The 15,518-nt window shown below is 65.5% G+C and carries 13 protein-coding genes and 2 pseudogenes; 5 read left to right on the forward strand and 10 right to left on the reverse strand.

Annotation, left to right across the window (positions count from 1 at the left end; translation table 11 throughout):
* Window positions 1-2: 2 nt before the first annotated feature.
* The 5 genes and pseudogenes from LPB142_RS18645 to LPB142_RS16810 all read left to right on the forward strand — a co-directional run.
* Window positions 3-239, forward strand: a pseudogene (locus LPB142_RS18645) (carbohydrate ABC transporter substrate-binding protein); the annotation flags it as partial.
* A gap of 98 nt (window positions 240-337) precedes the next feature.
* Window positions 338-1,819: pseudogene (gene glpK / locus LPB142_RS16795) on the forward strand (glycerol kinase GlpK).
* A 227-nt stretch (window positions 1,820-2,046) separates the two neighbouring features.
* Entirely contained in the window at window positions 2,047-2,991 is a 945-nt protein-coding gene (locus LPB142_RS16800) for an iron-containing alcohol dehydrogenase (protein WP_198037904.1), read from the forward strand.
* 81 nt (window positions 2,992-3,072) lie between these two features.
* On the forward strand, window positions 3,073-3,618 hold the full coding sequence (locus LPB142_RS16805) for a hypothetical protein (RefSeq protein ID WP_071167311.1): 546 nt from the start codon (window positions 3,073-3,075) through the stop codon (window positions 3,616-3,618).
* The gene (locus tag LPB142_RS16810) at window positions 3,597-3,848 is read left to right on the forward strand and encodes a hypothetical protein (RefSeq protein WP_071167312.1); all 252 of its coding nucleotides are present in this window, start codon (window positions 3,597-3,599) and stop codon (window positions 3,846-3,848) included. Before LPB142_RS16805 ends, LPB142_RS16810 begins: the two co-directional genes overlap by 22 nt.
* A gap of 30 nt (window positions 3,849-3,878) precedes the next feature.
* On the opposite strand, the gene LPB142_RS16815 is transcribed toward LPB142_RS16810, so the two are convergent.
* The 10 genes from LPB142_RS16815 to LPB142_RS16855 all read right to left on the reverse strand — a co-directional run bounded on the left by LPB142_RS16815 (window position 3,879) and on the right by LPB142_RS16855 (window position 15,270).
* Window positions 3,879-4,106: a hypothetical protein gene (locus LPB142_RS16815; protein WP_071167313.1), complete on the reverse strand. Its 228-nt coding sequence runs from the start codon at window positions 4,104-4,106 to the stop codon at window positions 3,879-3,881.
* A 181-nt stretch (window positions 4,107-4,287) separates the two neighbouring features.
* Window positions 4,288-5,631 (reverse strand): sigma-54-dependent transcriptional regulator, encoded by a 1,344-nt coding sequence (locus LPB142_RS16820; RefSeq protein ID WP_071167314.1) that lies wholly within the window; start codon window positions 5,629-5,631, stop codon window positions 4,288-4,290.
* Window positions 5,628-7,538: a HAMP domain-containing histidine kinase gene (locus tag LPB142_RS16825; protein ID WP_071167315.1), complete on the reverse strand. Its 1,911-nt coding sequence runs from the start codon at window positions 7,536-7,538 to the stop codon at window positions 5,628-5,630. Before LPB142_RS16825 ends, LPB142_RS16820 begins: the two co-directional genes overlap by 4 nt.
* Window positions 7,535-8,524: a 4Fe-4S binding protein gene (locus LPB142_RS18650; RefSeq protein WP_083392785.1), complete on the reverse strand. Its 990-nt coding sequence runs from the start codon at window positions 8,522-8,524 to the stop codon at window positions 7,535-7,537. The genes LPB142_RS16825 and LPB142_RS18650 overlap by 4 nt, the downstream gene beginning before the upstream one ends.
* Window positions 8,518-9,291 carry a TorD/DmsD family molecular chaperone gene (locus tag LPB142_RS16830; protein WP_071167316.1) on the reverse strand — a complete coding sequence of 258 codons (774 nt, stop codon included), beginning with the start codon at window positions 9,289-9,291 and terminating at the stop codon, window positions 8,518-8,520. The genes LPB142_RS18650 and LPB142_RS16830 overlap by 7 nt, the downstream gene beginning before the upstream one ends.
* Window positions 9,284-9,952 (reverse strand): 4Fe-4S dicluster domain-containing protein, encoded by a 669-nt coding sequence (locus LPB142_RS16835; RefSeq protein ID WP_083392786.1) that lies wholly within the window; start codon window positions 9,950-9,952, stop codon window positions 9,284-9,286. Before LPB142_RS16835 ends, LPB142_RS16830 begins: the two co-directional genes overlap by 8 nt.
* 15 nt (window positions 9,953-9,967) lie before the next feature.
* A complete protein-coding gene (locus tag LPB142_RS16840) occupies window positions 9,968-12,532 on the reverse strand; it encodes a molybdopterin-containing oxidoreductase family protein (protein WP_071167317.1) in 2,565 nt (854 codons plus the stop codon).
* Between the two features lie 14 nt (window positions 12,533-12,546).
* On the reverse strand, window positions 12,547-14,019 hold the full coding sequence (locus tag LPB142_RS16845) for a c-type cytochrome (RefSeq protein WP_083392787.1): 1,473 nt from the start codon (window positions 14,017-14,019) through the stop codon (window positions 12,547-12,549).
* A gap of 67 nt (window positions 14,020-14,086) precedes the next feature.
* Entirely contained in the window at window positions 14,087-14,821 is a 735-nt protein-coding gene (locus LPB142_RS19460; RefSeq protein WP_198037905.1) for a hypothetical protein, read from the reverse strand.
* 92 nt (window positions 14,822-14,913) lie between these two features.
* Complete coding sequence (locus tag LPB142_RS16855; RefSeq protein ID WP_198037906.1) at window positions 14,914-15,270, reverse strand: hypothetical protein; 357 nt, start codon at window positions 15,268-15,270, stop codon at window positions 14,914-14,916.
* Window positions 15,271-15,518 lie beyond the last annotated feature (248 nt).

The following is a 15,518-nucleotide window of genomic DNA, read 5'->3' on the forward strand; positions in this document are numbered from 1 at the left end:
CCATGTCGGGCGCCAAGACCCCGCAAGAGGCACTCGATGCGCTCTGCGCCGATCAGGAGCGCGTGCTGGAGCGTCTTGAGCGGGCCGGTATCCAGGGTGACATCGGTCCCAAGCTGAATGAGGAGATGGACGCCCAGTACTGGTTCGACCAGCCCGGCGCGCCCTATCCCAAGCTTGAAAACGAGGACGAAACCCCGCAGACCGTCAGCTATGATGAGCTGATCAAGTCCTGGCAGTAAGCCTTCCTCCCCGGCCGGGGCCCCTCGGGGCCTCGGCTATCCTGAAAACGTCCGGCGCCAGGCTGCCGGGCACGACATCGCTCTGAGGAGAAGCGGTTATGACCCACATTCTTGCAATCGATCAGGGAACCACGTCCACGCGGGCCATTCTTTTCGATCAGGCGATGAACGTGGTCTCCTCGGCGCAGGAAGAATTTCCCCAGCATTATCCGGCCAGTGGCTGGGTCGAACATGACCCGGCCGATCTGTGGTCCACCACCGCCGCCACCTGCCGCGCCGCGATTGAGCGCGCAGGCACGGGCGCCGAGGGAATCGCCGCCATCGGCATCACCAACCAGCGAGAAACGACGCTGGTCTGGGACCGCAAGACCGGAAAGCCCATTCATAACGCGATCGTCTGGCAGGACCGGCGCACCTCGGCGCTGTGCAAGCGCTCAAGTCCGAAGGGTTCGAAGAGATCGTGACGGATCGCACGGGTCTGTTGCTCGATCCTATTTCTCGGGCACCAAATTGGCCTGGATCCTCGACAATGTCGAAGGCGCGCGGGCGCGGGCCGAGGCCGGAGAGATCGTCTTCGCACGGTCGATACCTGGCTGGTAATGGAACCTGACGGGTGGGGCGGTGCATGTTACCGATGCCACCAATGCCGCACGGACCATGCTTTACGATATTCGCAAGGGCCGCTGGTCGCAGACCATCTGCGAGCGTCTCGGCATCCCGATGGCGATGCTGCCCGAGGTGCGCGACTGCGCCGCCGAGTTCGGGCCAGACCCGCCCGGACCTGTTCGGCCGCGCCATCCCGATCCTCGGGATCGCGGGGATCAGCAGGCTGCGACCGTGGGGCAGGCCTGCTTTGCGCCGGGCATGATGAAATCCACCTATGGCACCGGCTGTTTCGCGTTGCTCAACACCGGTGCGGCGCCGGTGCGTTCGCAAAACCGGCTGCTGACGACCATCGCCTACCAGTTGGACGGCAAGCCGACCTATGCGCTTGAGGGCTCGATCTTCATCGCAGGCGCTGTGGTGCAATGGCTGCGCGACGGGATCAAGATCATCCGCGAGGCGAAAGAGGCACAGGGTCTGGCCGACCGGGCCGATCCGACGCAGCAGGTGGTTCTGGTGCCGGCGTTCACCGGCTTGGTGCGCCCTATTGGAACGCCGAGTGTCGCGGCGCGGTCTTCGGGCTGACGCGCAACTCGGGCCCGGAAGAGCTGACCCGCGCGGCGTTGGAAAGCGTGGGCTATCAGACGCGCGACCTGTTGCAGGCGATGCGCGCGGATTGGACCGGCGGGGGCGAGACCGCGCTCCGGGTCGATGGCGGTATGAGCGCCTCGGACTTCGCGATGCAATTCCTGTCGGACATCATCGACGCGCGGGTGGACCGCCCCAAGGTGCTTGAGACAACCGCCATGGGCGCGGCCTGGCTGGCAGGACAACGCGCGGGGCTTTACCCGAACCAGTCGGAATTTGCCGCGCAATGGGCGTTGGAGCGGTGCTTCCAGCCGCAGATGGCGGCCGAGACCCGCGAAGATAAATACGCGGCCTGGCGCCGCGCGGTGGATGCAACGATGCGGTTCTGACCCGCGGGGCCACCCGAGGAGGAGCGATGACGATCTTTTCCGTGACGGCTCGGCCAGACGATCTTTGGTCGCGACAGTCGGCTGGGCGCGGCCGCGCATGTAGCACGGATGGGCGCGCGCATCTTGCTGGTCAGCGGCCGCTCGGTTCCCTGGGTCGAGACCTTCGAAGCCGAGTTGCGCGCCGCAGGTCTCGCCGTCGAGCGGATTTCTCCACCGGAGAACCCAGCTTGGGCGACGTCCGCGCCGGTGTCAGCGCCGCGCGCGCCTTTGGCGCGGAGTGCGTTGTCGCGGTCGGCGGGGGCGCGAGCATCGACCTTGGCAAGGCCATCGCGGGGCTGACGGGGTCAAAGGGCGACCCCGAGCAGTATCTGGAGTTGGGGCCAACCCCGGCCCGCAGCCTGACCGATCCGCTGCCCTTCATCGCCATGCCGACCACCTCGGGCACCGGGGCCGAGGCCACGCGCAACGCGGTCATCAGTGTGCCCGAGCGGCAGTTGAAGATCAGCCTGCGCGACCCCCGGCTGGTTCCGGTGTTGGCAATCGTCGATCCGGCCCTGACCGATGCGCTGCCCAAGGCGCTGACGCTTGCAACCGGGCTCGACGCGATCACGCAGTTGATCGAAAGCTATCTGTGCAACCGCGCGAACCCCGTTACCGATGCGCTGTGCCGCGACACGCTACCCGAGGCGATTGCCGCCCTGCGGTGCCTGATGGAGGGACCGTCACACACCGCACGCGATACCATGGCGCGGGCGAGCTACCTTAGCGGTCTGGCGCTGGCCAGTTCGGGGCTGGGCGTGGTGCATGGGCTTGCCTCGGTGATCGGTGGGCGCGGCGGTGCGCATGGCGCCATCTGCGGGCGGCTTCTGGCCGACGCGCTGAAGGTTAACCGCGAAGCGGCCGTGCGCGCGGGCCAGCCCACCCGGCGCTTTGATGAGGTCGAGGCGTGGCTGCGCGAAGGGCTTGGCGGAACGGTTAGCGGGCCAGAGCGTCTGCGTGCCTTCATCGACCGCCACGGCCTACCAACGCTGAACGATCTACACCTGTCCGAGCGCGATTTCGCTGCCGTCGCGCAAGAGGCCCTTGGCGCCTCCTCGACCAAGGCAAATCCCGTTGCGCTCAGCGTCGATGACATTGCCCGGATCTTGCACGGCGCCGCGCGGAGCAAGTGAGGCAGGGGCACGGTTCCTCCTGTATTTTCAGGGAAAAATAGGGTAACATCATTCGTACTGCTTAACGCGGGGAGGAACGTCATGTTCGTCGCTCAGTCTGTTCTGCAAGGCGGTGGCGCGGGGTGGTCGGCGGTTGCCTGCGCGTTGGCGCTTTCGTTTTCTGTCGCCCCCGCGAGCGCGCAGGATAGCGGCGACTGGAAGATGCAGTTCAACCCTTACCTCTGGGGCTCGGGCCTGAGCGGCAGCGTGGCCACGGTGCCCGGGCTGCCCGCCGCCGATATCGACAAGTCGTTCAGCGATATCCTTGATGATCTCGATCTCGGCGCTATGGCCGGGCTGACAGCTCGGAAGGGCGATTTCGGGCTATTCGGCGATGTGATGTATGTGAAGGTCGGGGCCGAGCAGGCGCTTGGCCCGGTGCTTGGCAGCGCCACGCTCGACGCGAAGAATGTCGCGTTCACCCTTGGCGGCGACTACGTCATTGCACGCTCCCAAAATGGCGAGTTGCGGCTGGCCGGCGGCCTTCGTTACTGGAACGTCGAGACCGATCTGCGCTTCAGCGGCGGTGCGGTGGGGAGCGTTCAGGATCGGCTTCGAACGATTGGATGGATGGGCTGGCCGGCGTGAACTGGCAGGCCGACACAAGCGCGAAAACCTTCGTGACGGGTTGGGCAATGGTCGGCGCTGGCGGATCGGACTTTACCGCCGATGTCTTCGCGGGCCTCGGCTACCGGATCAGTGAGCGCAATTCCATCGTCGGCGGCTACCGATATCTGAGCGTCGATCGCGAGGACGGTGATTTCCTGTATGACGTCGAGCAGCAGGGCCTGATGCTGGGCCTGAGCCTGCCGTTTTGACGGCGCCGCGCACTCCGGCCGCTTGGGCGGTTACTCAAGCTGCCACAGACCGTCGGCACGCTTGCAGCGCTTGAATTCGCCACGCTGCGGACCGGCCTTTTCTTTCGTCTCAAAGACATGCGCAAGAAGGACGCAATTGTCCTGAATTTCGGTGATCTCGATCGAACCACCCGCGCCGCTGGCCTCGTTTTTCCACTCTCCCATATCGCCCGGCTTCGCCTCGGGGGCGGTGTAGAGCGCTTCCGCTTCGGCCATCATCAGCTTGACGTCATCGGGGGCAGGCCGGAGTCGCCCAACATGACGGCCGCGCCTGTGCCTGCGCCATTCCGGCGAAACCGATAAACGTCAGCAGGGTAAGAAGGGGTCGCATTCGAGAGTTCTCCACGGCAGGGACACGAGCATTGATTTGCCGGTCATGGCATGAGCCGAAGGTGCCTTGTCAGTTGATCTTGCGCAAGATGCGGTAGGTGTTGCGCTCGGAAATCCCGAGCGTCTCGGCCAGTTTCTGGCGGTTGCCGCCAAACCGGTCGAGCAGCAGTTGCAGATAGGCGTCGCGCATTTCCTCAAGCGTGGGCGGCGCTGCGAAACGCAGCAAGATCCCGTTGCTGCCAGCGGCCTGTACGCCGGTCTGGCCAGCCAGCCCGACATCGGCGGGCAGGATCTCGGCGCGGCCGGCGGACATGATCAGCCCGCGTTCAATTGCGTTGCGCAATTCGCGAATATTCCCGGGCCAATCGTAGCTTTGCAGCGCGGTGCGGGTTTCGCGCGGCAGAACCTTGTCGACGCCGCGCTGGAACGAGCGGTTCTCCAGCAGGAACTCGGCCAATGTCGGGATGTCCTGCGCGCGCTCGCGCAGTGCGGGCACCGCCAGGCTGAGGGCCGAGAGGCGATAGAACAGCTCGGGGCGGAAGCGGCCCTCGCGCGCGGCGCCTTCAAGGTCGGCGGCGGTGGCCGCGATCAGCCGCACGGGGCAGGGCAGCGACATGACCGAGCCCTGCGGCCGGTAGCAGCCCTGCTCCATCACCCGCAATACCGGGGCTTGCAGGGTCAGCGGCAGCTTTTCGATTTCGTTCAGAAATACCGTCCCGGCCTCGGCGGCGGCAAAAAGGCCCTCGCGCCGGGGTGTGCCGCTACCCGGCAGGCTGCCGAAGAGATCGGCCGCGCTTAGTTCCGGGTCGCAGTCGATGGTCACGAAACGCGCGTTGGCGCGCGGGCTTTGCATGTGGATCGCCTCGGCCACGGCGGTCTTTCCGGTGCCCGCCTCGCCACGCAGCAGCACCGGCGCATCCGAGGCCGCGACCAGGCCGATCATGCGGCGTAACTCAACCATCACGGGGCTGTCGCCGGTTAGGGTCATCTGGTCGGCGCGTTGGGCCTTGGCCTGCCAGAACGCCAGATCACGCCGCAGCGCAGCTGTCTCGAACACCCGCCCAAGCGCCAGTTCAAGGCTGTCGGGTGAGACCGGCTTGACCATATATTCCACCGCCCCCGCTTTGACCGCGCGCACCGCCTGGTCGATCGAGCCGAAGGCCGTCAGGATCACCACAGGGCAGAACTCGCGCAGCTCCGGCAGGAAGGTCATGCCGTCGGTATCGGGCAGGCGCATGTCGAGGATCGCCAGCGCCGGGGCGAAATATCCCAGCATCTCCAGCGCTTCGGCTCGGGAGCGCGCGCCGCGTGCGTCATGTCCCAGTTCGGCCAACTGGTCGCAGAGCAGGCGGTTCAGGGTGCGGTCGTCCTCGACCACAAGGATCGGGCGCGGGGCTACGGGGGGAGGTGTCATGGCGACGTCTCCTGTGAGGTGATGGCATCCGCCTGCAGGGCGTCTGTTTCCGGGGCGTCGGGATCGGGGAAGCTGACGGTAAAGACCGAACCGCGCCCGAGGCTGCTTTCGACCTCGATCGTGGCGCCGTGGCGTTCGAGGATGCCGCGCACGATCGACAGGCCAAGCCCACGGCCCATGCTCGCATCGGCGCGGCGCGACCAGAAGGGCATGAAGATCCGCTCCAGATCCGCCGCCGCGATGCCGATGCCCAGATCGGTGACCGACAGGCGCACCTTGCCCGCCTCACGCCAGCCGCGCAACGTGACGGTGCCGCCCTTGGGCATGGCGTGGAAGGCATTCATGATCAGGTTGGTTAGCAGCATCCGCAGGTCGGCATCGGTGGCGATCAGCCGCAGGCCGGGTTCCAACTCGGTCACTATCGTGATGCCGCCCTGCTCGGCCTGATAGTTAAGCAGTTGCGAGACGCCCGAGACGACGCGGTCAAGCTCGATCAATTGGCGGCCTTCGCCGGGCGGCGCTGAAAGCATCAGCAGGTTGTCGGTGATCTCGATGCATTTGCCGACCTCAGAGCGGATCGTGTCGAAATAGGCGCGGGCGCGTTCCGGGCGGCCCTGGTCGAATTCGCGCGCCAGCGCCGCAAGGGCGAGTTCAACCGAGGAGAGCGGATTGAAGATCTCATGCGCGACCCCGGCGGCCAAGAGGCCGATCTCGCTTAGCCGTTCTTCCTGCGAGATGCGGGCCTGCGTGTCGAGATCGCGGATCGCCTCGACGACGCAGGGCGGGCCGTCACCCGCCAGTTCGATCCGGGCTGAGCTGACCTCGACCGTGCGCGCGCCCCCGGCGCAGTGATGCCGGTCGCGGAAGGTCACCGCGGGGGCGCCTTTCTCGATCAGTTCGACCACCGGGCAGGTCACCAGCGTGTGCGGGCAAGGCGTGTCTCGGCCGTGGCTGGAGGCATAGCAGAAGCTGCCCGCGACGGTTTCCGGGTCATGCCCGGTCTGCCGGCAATAGGCGCGATTGGCGCGCAGGATGCGGAAGTCGGGGCCGATCACGCGCACGCCGTCGGGCAGCGCATCGAGCAGCGCCTGCAACTCGGCCTCTGAGTGGCGGATCGTGGCCAGCTGGCTTTCAATCTGCGCGGACATGCGGTTGAAGGCCTGCCCGAGACCGGCGATCTCATCTTCGCCCCTAATATCGAGCTGGGTATCGAGCGACCCTTCGGCCAGCGCGCGATTGGCGGCGGTCAGACGGTCGAGCGGTGCGATCACCATGCGCCGCAGCGCGATCCACATCGCGGCGCTGGCCAGCGTCACGACAGCAAGCCCCAGAACCCCCAGCCAGATCGCGCCGGAAAAAGCCTCGCGGCGGATCGCCCCGGCGCGGTAATCCACCACCAGCAGCCCGTTAACGGGATGTTCCGCCGCCTCGCCGTGGCACTGGCGGCACTCGCTGCGGTTCAGCACCGGGTTGATCGAGCGCATGGCGACCTCGCCGCCGCCTTCGTCAAGGTAACGCGCGCCGGGGGCGCGGCTTTCTAGCGCCTCTTGCAGCGCCGGGCTGTCCAGCATCTGCCCGACGCGCGACGGGTCCGACGAGAAGCGCACCTCGAAATCGGGATTGACGATCATCACCCGCGCGATGTCGTCCTGCCGACCCAACCCGTCGAGGATCTGCAAAAGCCCTGGGATGTCGCGCTTGAGCATTGCGTTTTCCAGTGCGCCCTGAAGCAGCTCGTTGATCTGGCCGGCCGCGCGGGCGTGAACCGAGATCATCTGGTTGCGGTAAAGCGTGCTGAGCACGGCAAGGAATAGCGCCGAGACGACGATCAGCAAGCCACCGAGTGCGAGGATCAGCTTGCGCTGCACCGAGGCGCCCGCCCAATGCCGGAACCGGGCCATGATCATGACAGCACCTGAAACAGCTTGCGGTGATGCCCGGTGCGGCGGCAGACCGGGCAAAGGCCTCCTTCAGCGTTCGCGGGGCGATGCGCGGCAGGCTCATGCACCGATACCCCGCAGCCGCGGCAGGCATAGGCTTGCAGCGGCACGTCGGGGGGGGCTGGGGCCATCGCGGCTAGTTGCAAGGCATCCTCGTCGCAGACATCGGCACAAAGCCCGCAGCCGGTGCAGGCCGCAGGCTCGGTCCGGTAGCACGGATTTCCCTCGTCGTCCTTGATACGGATCAGAACGCCATGGGGGCAAATGCGCAAACATGCCTCGCAGCCCGTGCATCTATTGGCGTCAATGCGAGGAGTGGCGGCGAAAACCTCGCTGTCACGGCAGGGTTCTGCCTGCAACCGTGCCAGTGCGTCTACCTGAGTCTCGGGAGTGGCAACGCGCTTGAAAATGTTGCGGCGCGCGGGGTTTTCGGGGGCTTCGCGCAGCAGGGTCGTGATTTCGGCATGGCTGGCGGGCGCCAGTCCAAGCCCCGCCAGCCCGCGGCCCTCGGCCAGCGCCGAGATCTGCGCTGTGCGCGCCGACAGATCATGCCCCTCGGGCGGCTTGTCAGGACAGGTCGCGCAATCGCCGCTGGCCAGCGCGATACGGTGCACACCCTCTGCCAGAAGCGTGGCAAGATCGTTCAGCGACAGCGCATGGGCGCAGGGGCGCGATGCATCACCCTGGGGGTGGCGCGGGCAAAGCGCCAATGCCACCCCGCCGCGCCGTGCTGCAACGGCAGAGGAGCCGGGCAACGAGAGCGCGCTTTCGGGGCAGGCCGCCGCACAGAGCCCGCAGCCCGAGCAGCGTTCCGGCTCGATCTGCAACCCGCCGCGGATCGGTTCAAGCGCACCGTGGGGGCAGGCCTCGATACAGGCCGCGCAGGAACTGGCGGACAGACGGGCGGCGGTGCAACTGCCCGCGGCCAGCCGGGGCAGGGCGCTGGTTACCAACTCTCGGCCGCTCCGGGCACGAAGGGCGCGGCCTCGGCCTCGGGCTGGCTTGAGGCGGGGACCGATTTGCGCGGCTGACGCGCAAGGCCGGTCAGATCCTCAAGCTCGTCGCGCAGGGCCTCAAGGTAGGCTGCGCAGAGCAGCCCCGCAGCGGCATAGAGCGGCTCGGCCACGCGAAGGGCCATTCTGCGACCGAACTCGGGCACCCAGGGCAGCAGATGCGCGTCAAGGAAATGCGCCGCATCGGCCATGCTCGCCTCGGTGCCGAGGTTCAGCAGCAGGCCAAGGAATTGCAGCTCATGCACGATATGATCGTCGGCGCGCTTGCGCCAGTCAGGGACGGTTACGCCGTAATGCGCATACCAGTCGCGCACCTCGAACATCGGGCCCTGACGCTCCAGCTTTTCCTCGGTCAGCCAGACCGAGGCGTTGGGCGCCAGCCGGTAGCCATGCGTCAGGAATACATCGGCGTAATCGGCGGCCAAGGCATCCAGCGCGCGGGCGGGAACCTGCTCGGGCAGGCCCGACAGGGCAACCCGCAGGACCTGGGCGCCTGCGCGACCCTCGGGCGAAGGCAGCAGCGCCTCGAACATATCGGGCGCCTGAATGGCACGCAGTCCGCACATCAGATCGCTGTCCGCCTCGCGGTCAAAGAGGCGGATCAGCAGGCCAAGCGCCTCGGCGGCGGTATCAAGGGTGCCCCGTGCCGTATCAGGGGCGGCACGGGGCAGGGGCGGGGAGGGGAGACTGGTTTGAGGTTCACCCATCGACCCGCCCTTTCGAATGCGGAACGAACACGATTGAGGGATTGGTTAGTTCCGGGTCGGCCATGGATTTGACCTGACGCACGACCTCATCGTTCGGCCCGCGCGCTTTCGTCTCGTAGCTGCCATCGCGCAGCTGGTCGATCGGCCCGATGTCGAGCACCCGCATCATGCAGGCCGAGACGCAATAGGGTTTGCGCCCTGCCTCCAGCTCGTCGATGCACATGTTGCACTTCTTGACGACGTTCTCTTCGGGGTCGAACTGCGGCGCGCCATAGGGGCACGAGGCCTCGCATTTGCGGCAGCCGATGCACAGCGTGGTGTCGATGTCCACAACGCCATTGTCGGGGCGCTTGAAGATCGCGCCGGTCGGGCAGGTCGGGATGCAGGCCGGCTCCGCGCAATGGTTGCACGACATGTTGATCTTGAAGGCGAAAACCTCGGGGAACGTGCCGCCCTCGATATATTGCACGCGGCGAAAGCGCGGCCCCGCCGAAAGCCCGTTCTTGTCCTTGCAGGCGATCTCGCAGGCACGACAGCCGATGCAATCCACGTTGTTGTGGATGAAGCCGAACTGCTGCTCGGGGACTACGGGGGTGTAGCCCTCGCGCTTGCGCTTGGCGGCATTGGCCTTGATGGCTTCCTTGTCGATCTTGTTGGCCATGATGGTTTGCCCCCTTTACTGATCGCGCCGGAAGACATGGGAGCGCGCCGTGGCCAGCTGATCCCATCCGGGGCGGTGATGCAGGTCGGTCTTGCGGATGTTGCACAGCACCGTGTTGTAGGCGAAGGCCCCGGCGGGCGAGGGATCGTCCTTGGTCAGGAAATCCGGGTTGCCCGCGCGGTCCACGCCGTCCTTGTCGAGGTCCATCCAGGCGCCCTCATGCAGCACCAGAACGCCGGGCATACAGCGCTCGGTCACATAGACCGGGGTCACCACGCGGCCGCGATCGTTCCACAACTCGACGATGTCGCCATGCTTGATGCCCATGCGTTTGGCATCGGCGGCGTTCATCGTCGTTTCCTGACTGAAGGTCTCGCGCAGCCATGGGATGTTGTTGAAGATCGAATGCGTGCGCCAGCGCGGATGCGGGCTGATCAGGTGGAAGGGGTAGGTCGCGGTCAGCGGATGGTTGAGGCTTTCCCAGGGCTCGATCCATTTCGGGATCGCGGGGATTTCATAGCCGTATTGCGTGCGGCTCCAGTCGTCGATCTGCGCCAGTTGCGAGGACAGGATCTCGATCTTGCCCGAGGGGGTCTGGAACGGCAGGCCCTGCTCGATCTGGGCGCGGAAGGCGACATGCGGCTGCGACAGGATGAACTTGTAGACGCCGCGCTTCTTGAACTCTTCCCAGCTCCATTCGACATGCTGGTGCTCTTGCACCTTGTGCCACCAGTCGACCAGATAGGCTTCGTCGGTCGCATCGGGATTGTCGAAATAGTCGCGCGCGGCCTTCGGGTTGTAGGCCGGGCCAAAGCCAAGGCGCCAGGCAAGCTCGGTATAGACCTGGAAGTCGGTCTTGCTCTCGCCCAGAGGCTCGATGACCTTCGGGCGGTGGATGTAGTAATGCCCCTTGTACCAGGGCAGCGCGACATCGTGGCGCTCGAAATGGGTGGCGATGGGCAGCAGGTAGTCGGCCCAGATGCCGGTCGGCGTGATCGTGCTGTCCGAGCAAACCAGAAGGCTTTCGCCCTCGCCCTGTTCGTCGAGCTTGCGGATGGCCGCGATCTCTTTGTTGATGTTCGTCAACTGGTTGAACCAGTCCGAGCCCTGCCAGAAGATGCCGCGGATATTCGGAACCACCCCGTCGAACTGGTCGCTGCGCGGCCACAGACCGGCCTCTTGCCGGGTGACATTGGGGTAGTTGAGCACGATATGCGCCCAACGGTCGGACTTGATCGAGGCATACCAGACGTTGGCATATTGGTCATAGGGATAGGCCACCGCCTCGGAGTGCCAGGCCTTGCCCACGCCTTCGGCGCAGCCGCCGAGGATGCCGATATTGCCGGTCATCGCCTGAAGCGCCGCCGCCATGCGGTTATATTGCTCACCATAGGCATTGCGCCCCGGTGCCCAGCTGGCCTTGAGCGCGGCGGGCTTGGTGGTGGCATACATTTCGGCCAGCTTGCGGATGTCATCGGCCTTCACGCCGCAGATCTCGGCGGCCCATTCGGGCGTCTTCGGCACGCCGTCATTCGTGCCAAGGATGTATTCCTTGAAGCTTTCATGCCCCCGCTGATAGGCCCAGTTCGGCGTCGTGCCCGGGTCCATGCCCTGCACGAAGCGGTCGATGAAGCCCTGATCGTGCCAGCCATTGTCCCAGATGTGATAGGCCATGCCTGCCATCATCGCGGCATCGGTATTGGGACGGATCGGGATCCACCAGGCGTCATAGGCGGCGGCCGAGTCGGTGTACTGCGGGTCGATCAGCACGAACTTGCAGCCACGCTGCTTGGCCATGCGCATGTAATAGAACGTGTTGCCGCCATGGAAGGTATAGGCCGGGTTCCAGCCCCACATGATGATCAGCTTGGAATGCGCATAGGCGTCATCCTCGTTGCCATCTTCGATCGTGCCGAAGGTCATCCGGCTAGAAAACGTCGTGCCCTGATAAGAGGGCACCGACCAGCTCGAGGTGCGGCAGCCAAACATACCCAGAAACCGGCCCAACAGCCCCTCGATCTGGTCGGATTTATGCAGAACCCCGTAAGAGGCGCCCGCATAGGATTGGTCAAGCAGGGCCTGCGGCCCGTATTTGTCGCGCAGATAGACCATACGCTCGGCGATCTCGGTCAGCGCCTGATCCCAGCTCACGCGCTTGAACTTGCCCTCGCCGCGCTTGCCCACGCGCTTCATCGGATACAGCAGCCGCTCGGGCGAATAGAGCCGCGAGCGGTAGCTGCGCCCGCGCAGACAGGCCCGCAACTGCGGCTTTTCCTCGGTGTCGGTGCCATAGGCATCGCCCTGATAGGTGCCGTTATCGGTGGACAGACGCACGATCACGTCGCCCTTCTTATGCGCCACCAGCATGTGCCGCGAGCCGCAGTTATGCGCGCAGGAGGTCACGACGGTTTCAAGATCGTCGTCGCGCGGATAGGGCTCGTAGGCGAAGGCATTGGCCTTGCGCGCGCCCGCTGGCATCACCAGTGCCGTTGCGGCTGCGGCGCTGGCGGTTTGCAGGAACTGGCGCCGGGTGGGGGTGAACAGCCGTGCCCAGGCTGCGGGGTTGAACCGGGTGGTCATGGTTCTGCTCTCCTTCACTCGGCAGTTTCGGGCAGACGGTATTTTTCGTCCGAGGCGGTGGGGCGGTCAGCGGCCCAGGCGGGGGTCTCGGGGTCCATTCCGGGCCAGGGGTGCCGCGCATAGGGATACGAGATCCGATACCAGGCGCGCCCGCCGTGGCAGCCGTAGCAGGTGTCCGACGAGACCTCTTTCGCCAGCTCTTCGATATTGGCCGCGTTGAGGTAGGTCACGTTGTGACGGTTGGTGCGGAACAGCTCACCATGGCAGCTCAGGCAGCCATTCGCGGTTGCCGGATCGGTGGGGTCTTCCATATCGCCGCGCACCTCGTGCCACGGACCACCAAGGCCCATGATCTCGACGGGGTCCGGCATCGCGCCATGGCAGCGCAGGCAGGTGGTCTCGGGGTTGACCATCTTGCGGTTGGTGAACTCGGGGCTGGCCGAGGCGCTGAAGAAGGGGCGGCCCGGCATCATGTCGGGGCTTTCCTCGCGCGGGTCATTGCCCTGGTGGCAGAAGTTGCACTGAAGGTTCATCACCTCCTGCGCGAAATCGCTTTGCAGGTGGCGCCAATGCAGGTCGGCCTGCGGGCCGCTGTAGGTATCCAGCGTTTGATACCAGGCGAGGCTCGTTTCGGCCTGCACCCCGGCGGGGCTTTCCGCGCGCGGCTTGGCATCGTTGATTTCCTGGTGACACACGAGGCATTCGGCATTCGAGGCCGTCTCGATGTTCTTCGGGAAATGGATCGGGTGATAGCGCGCCTCGTCGTAGCTAAGGCCTTCGACTTCGGCCTCAAGGGCGGCAACGCGTGCGGCGATCTCGGCTTCCTGCTCGGCGCTCGGCGCGGGCGGGTTGGTAAAGGGGATCTGCGCGATCTCGGGCGCCTCGGCTGCGGGCGCCTCGGTCGCGGCCGGTGCTTCGGAGGCCACCGCATCGGACTGCGCGAAGGGCAGATCGCCCGGCGCGATCGGTGCGTCGTTCTGACCGGCCAGCCAGGCAATCAGATTGTGCCGGTCGGCGGGTTTGGACAGGCCAGCGAAGGCCATCGTGGTGCCGGGGACCATATCCTTGGGCTTGGTCAGATATTGGTCGAGCCGCTCGGGGCTCCAGACCTCATTCGCCTGGGCCAGCATGGCCTCGGAATAGGAAAAGCCCGCAGCCGAGGCCACGGGACGCGCGACGATGTTCCACAGGTTCGGGCCGGTGCGAGCGGCGCCGCCCTGATCCGCTGTATGGCAGGCGGCGCATTTCTGGAAGACCTTGGCGCCAGCCTCGGGGTCGAGTGCGGCGACCTGAGCCTCGGCCGGTGCCGGGGCGGTCGCGGATGCGGTTTGGGACGGCGCGGCCTCTGCCGTCGCCTCCGGCGCGCTGGCCGGTTCATCAACTGAAATCGAGTAAAGCAAGGAGCCGACGGCATTCAAAGCCACCAGCGACGTGGAACCGAGCAATACGCCGAATGCCAGACCGAGAATGGATTCGAATTTCGTCATCGCAGGCTATCCGTGCAAGAGGAGGTGCAGGAGGCGCGAACGCCTCCCACGATTGGCAAGGCTCGGGTTACTTGGCCATGAACGAGGTGCAGACCCAGCCGTCACCCATGCCGCTCATGCCGCTCATACCCGACATGCCACCCATGCCGGACATACCGCCCATGCCGGACATACCCGACATGCCACCCATACCGGACATACCGGACATACCGCCCATGCCGGACATACCCGACATGCCGCCCATACCGGACATACCGCCCATGCCCGACATGCCACCCATGCCGGACATACCCGACATGCCACCCATGCCGGACATACCGCCCATGCCGCTCATACCCGACATGCCACCCATGCCGGACATACCGCCCATGCCGGACATACCCGACATGCCACCCATACCGGACATACCGGACATACCGCCCATGCCGGACATACCGCCCATGCCCGACATGCCACCCATGCCGGACATACCGCCCATGCCGCTCATACCCGACATGCCACCCATGCCGGACATACCGCCCATGCCGCTCATGCCCGACATGCCGCCCATACCGGACATCCCCGACATGCCGCTCATGCCTTGCATTGCAGGTGCGTAGGTCCACTGCACGCAGACGCCTTCGCCGCCGGCCATGCCGCTCATGCCCGACATGCCACCCATCCCGGACATACCGCTCATGCCCGACATACCGCCCATGCCGGACATGCCGCTCATACCCGACATGCTGTCGGCCAGTGCCACGCCGCCGACGGCGCCGGCGCACAGCAGGATGGCCAGAGCTCCCTTAACCATAGCTTTCATTTCACTCTCCTTGGTGATGGCCGCTCACGGGGTCGCCCGTCAGGGCCTGTTGCCCGGGGAACCCCCCGGATGGGCAGCGCCGCGCGCCGCTCTCATTCGATGTCGTGCCAGTGCCGCAGGTCGTAAGGCCCGGTCATTCCGGGATGGATGAACGGGGTGAACCAGGCGCCCTGATCGTCGAGCCATGCTAGGATGGTCGGGGGAATGGGGGCCTCGATCCCGTGGGCCGCGTTTTCCTGCCAGTTTGCGTCCGGCGTGAATTGCACGATGACCGGTGCACCCTCGGGCCGCGCGTTGGGGGCGATGCCGCCGATGAACCCGGTTGCGTCCTGCGAATGCGCTGCGGAAGCCAGGGCAATGCCGAGGCTAGATGCGAGGCTGGCGATCATCAGAGACCGGATAAGACGTTTGGGCTTGGTCGGTTTCGCATTGGCCGCAGGACAGATCATCGCACTCACTTTCGCTGGGGCCCGGCCTTTGTGTTCAGAGGCCCGGGTTGGCAGCGAAACCTTAGCAAAAGATCATGCGCTAAGAAGTATAAATGCTTTAAATACAGTAACTTGGCTTGCTGCGTGGGTTGGTATATGGCTGCCAAATTGGCACGCCGCGTCGCGGCATCGCGTGGCGTGGCCACGATAGCGCGGCGCGGTCCTGCCAATTTGGCAGAAGCCGGGATGACGGGTTGTCATGCGGCGCA

It is taken from the genome of Rhodobacter xanthinilyticus (assembly GCF_001856665.1).
GTDB lineage: Bacteria > Pseudomonadota > Alphaproteobacteria > Rhodobacterales > Rhodobacteraceae > Rhodobacter > Rhodobacter xanthinilyticus.

Bases quoted from the DNA above. Each gene is read 5' to 3' on its own strand.
- LPB142_RS16805 (WP_071167311.1), top strand. From the start codon at position 3,073: ATGTTCGTCGCTCAGTCTGTTCTGCAAGGCGGTGGCGCGGGGTGGTCG.
- LPB142_RS16810 (WP_071167312.1), top strand. From the start codon at position 3,597: ATGGATGGGCTGGCCGGCGTGAACTGGCAGGCCGACACAAGCGCGAAA.
- LPB142_RS16815 (WP_071167313.1), bottom strand. From the start codon at position 4,106: ATGATGGCCGAAGCGGAAGCGCTCTACACCGCCCCCGAGGCGAAGCCG.
- LPB142_RS16820 (WP_071167314.1), bottom strand. From the start codon at position 5,631: ATGACACCTCCCCCCGTAGCCCCGCGCCCGATCCTTGTGGTCGAGGAC.
- LPB142_RS16825 (WP_071167315.1), bottom strand. From the start codon at position 7,538: ATGATCATGGCCCGGTTCCGGCATTGGGCGGGCGCCTCGGTGCAGCGC.
- LPB142_RS16830 (WP_071167316.1), bottom strand. From the start codon at position 9,291: ATGGGTGAACCTCAAACCAGTCTCCCCTCCCCGCCCCTGCCCCGTGCC.
- LPB142_RS16835 (WP_083392786.1), bottom strand. From the start codon at position 9,952: ATGGCCAACAAGATCGACAAGGAAGCCATCAAGGCCAATGCCGCCAAG.
- LPB142_RS16840 (WP_071167317.1), bottom strand. From the start codon at position 12,532: ATGACCACCCGGTTCAACCCCGCAGCCTGGGCACGGCTGTTCACCCCC.
- LPB142_RS16845 (WP_083392787.1), bottom strand. From the start codon at position 14,019: ATGACGAAATTCGAATCCATTCTCGGTCTGGCATTCGGCGTATTGCTC.
- LPB142_RS19460 (WP_198037905.1), bottom strand. From the start codon at position 14,821: ATGAAAGCTATGGTTAAGGGAGCTCTGGCCATCCTGCTGTGCGCCGGC.
- LPB142_RS16855 (WP_198037906.1), bottom strand. From the start codon at position 15,270: ATGATCTGTCCTGCGGCCAATGCGAAACCGACCAAGCCCAAACGTCTT.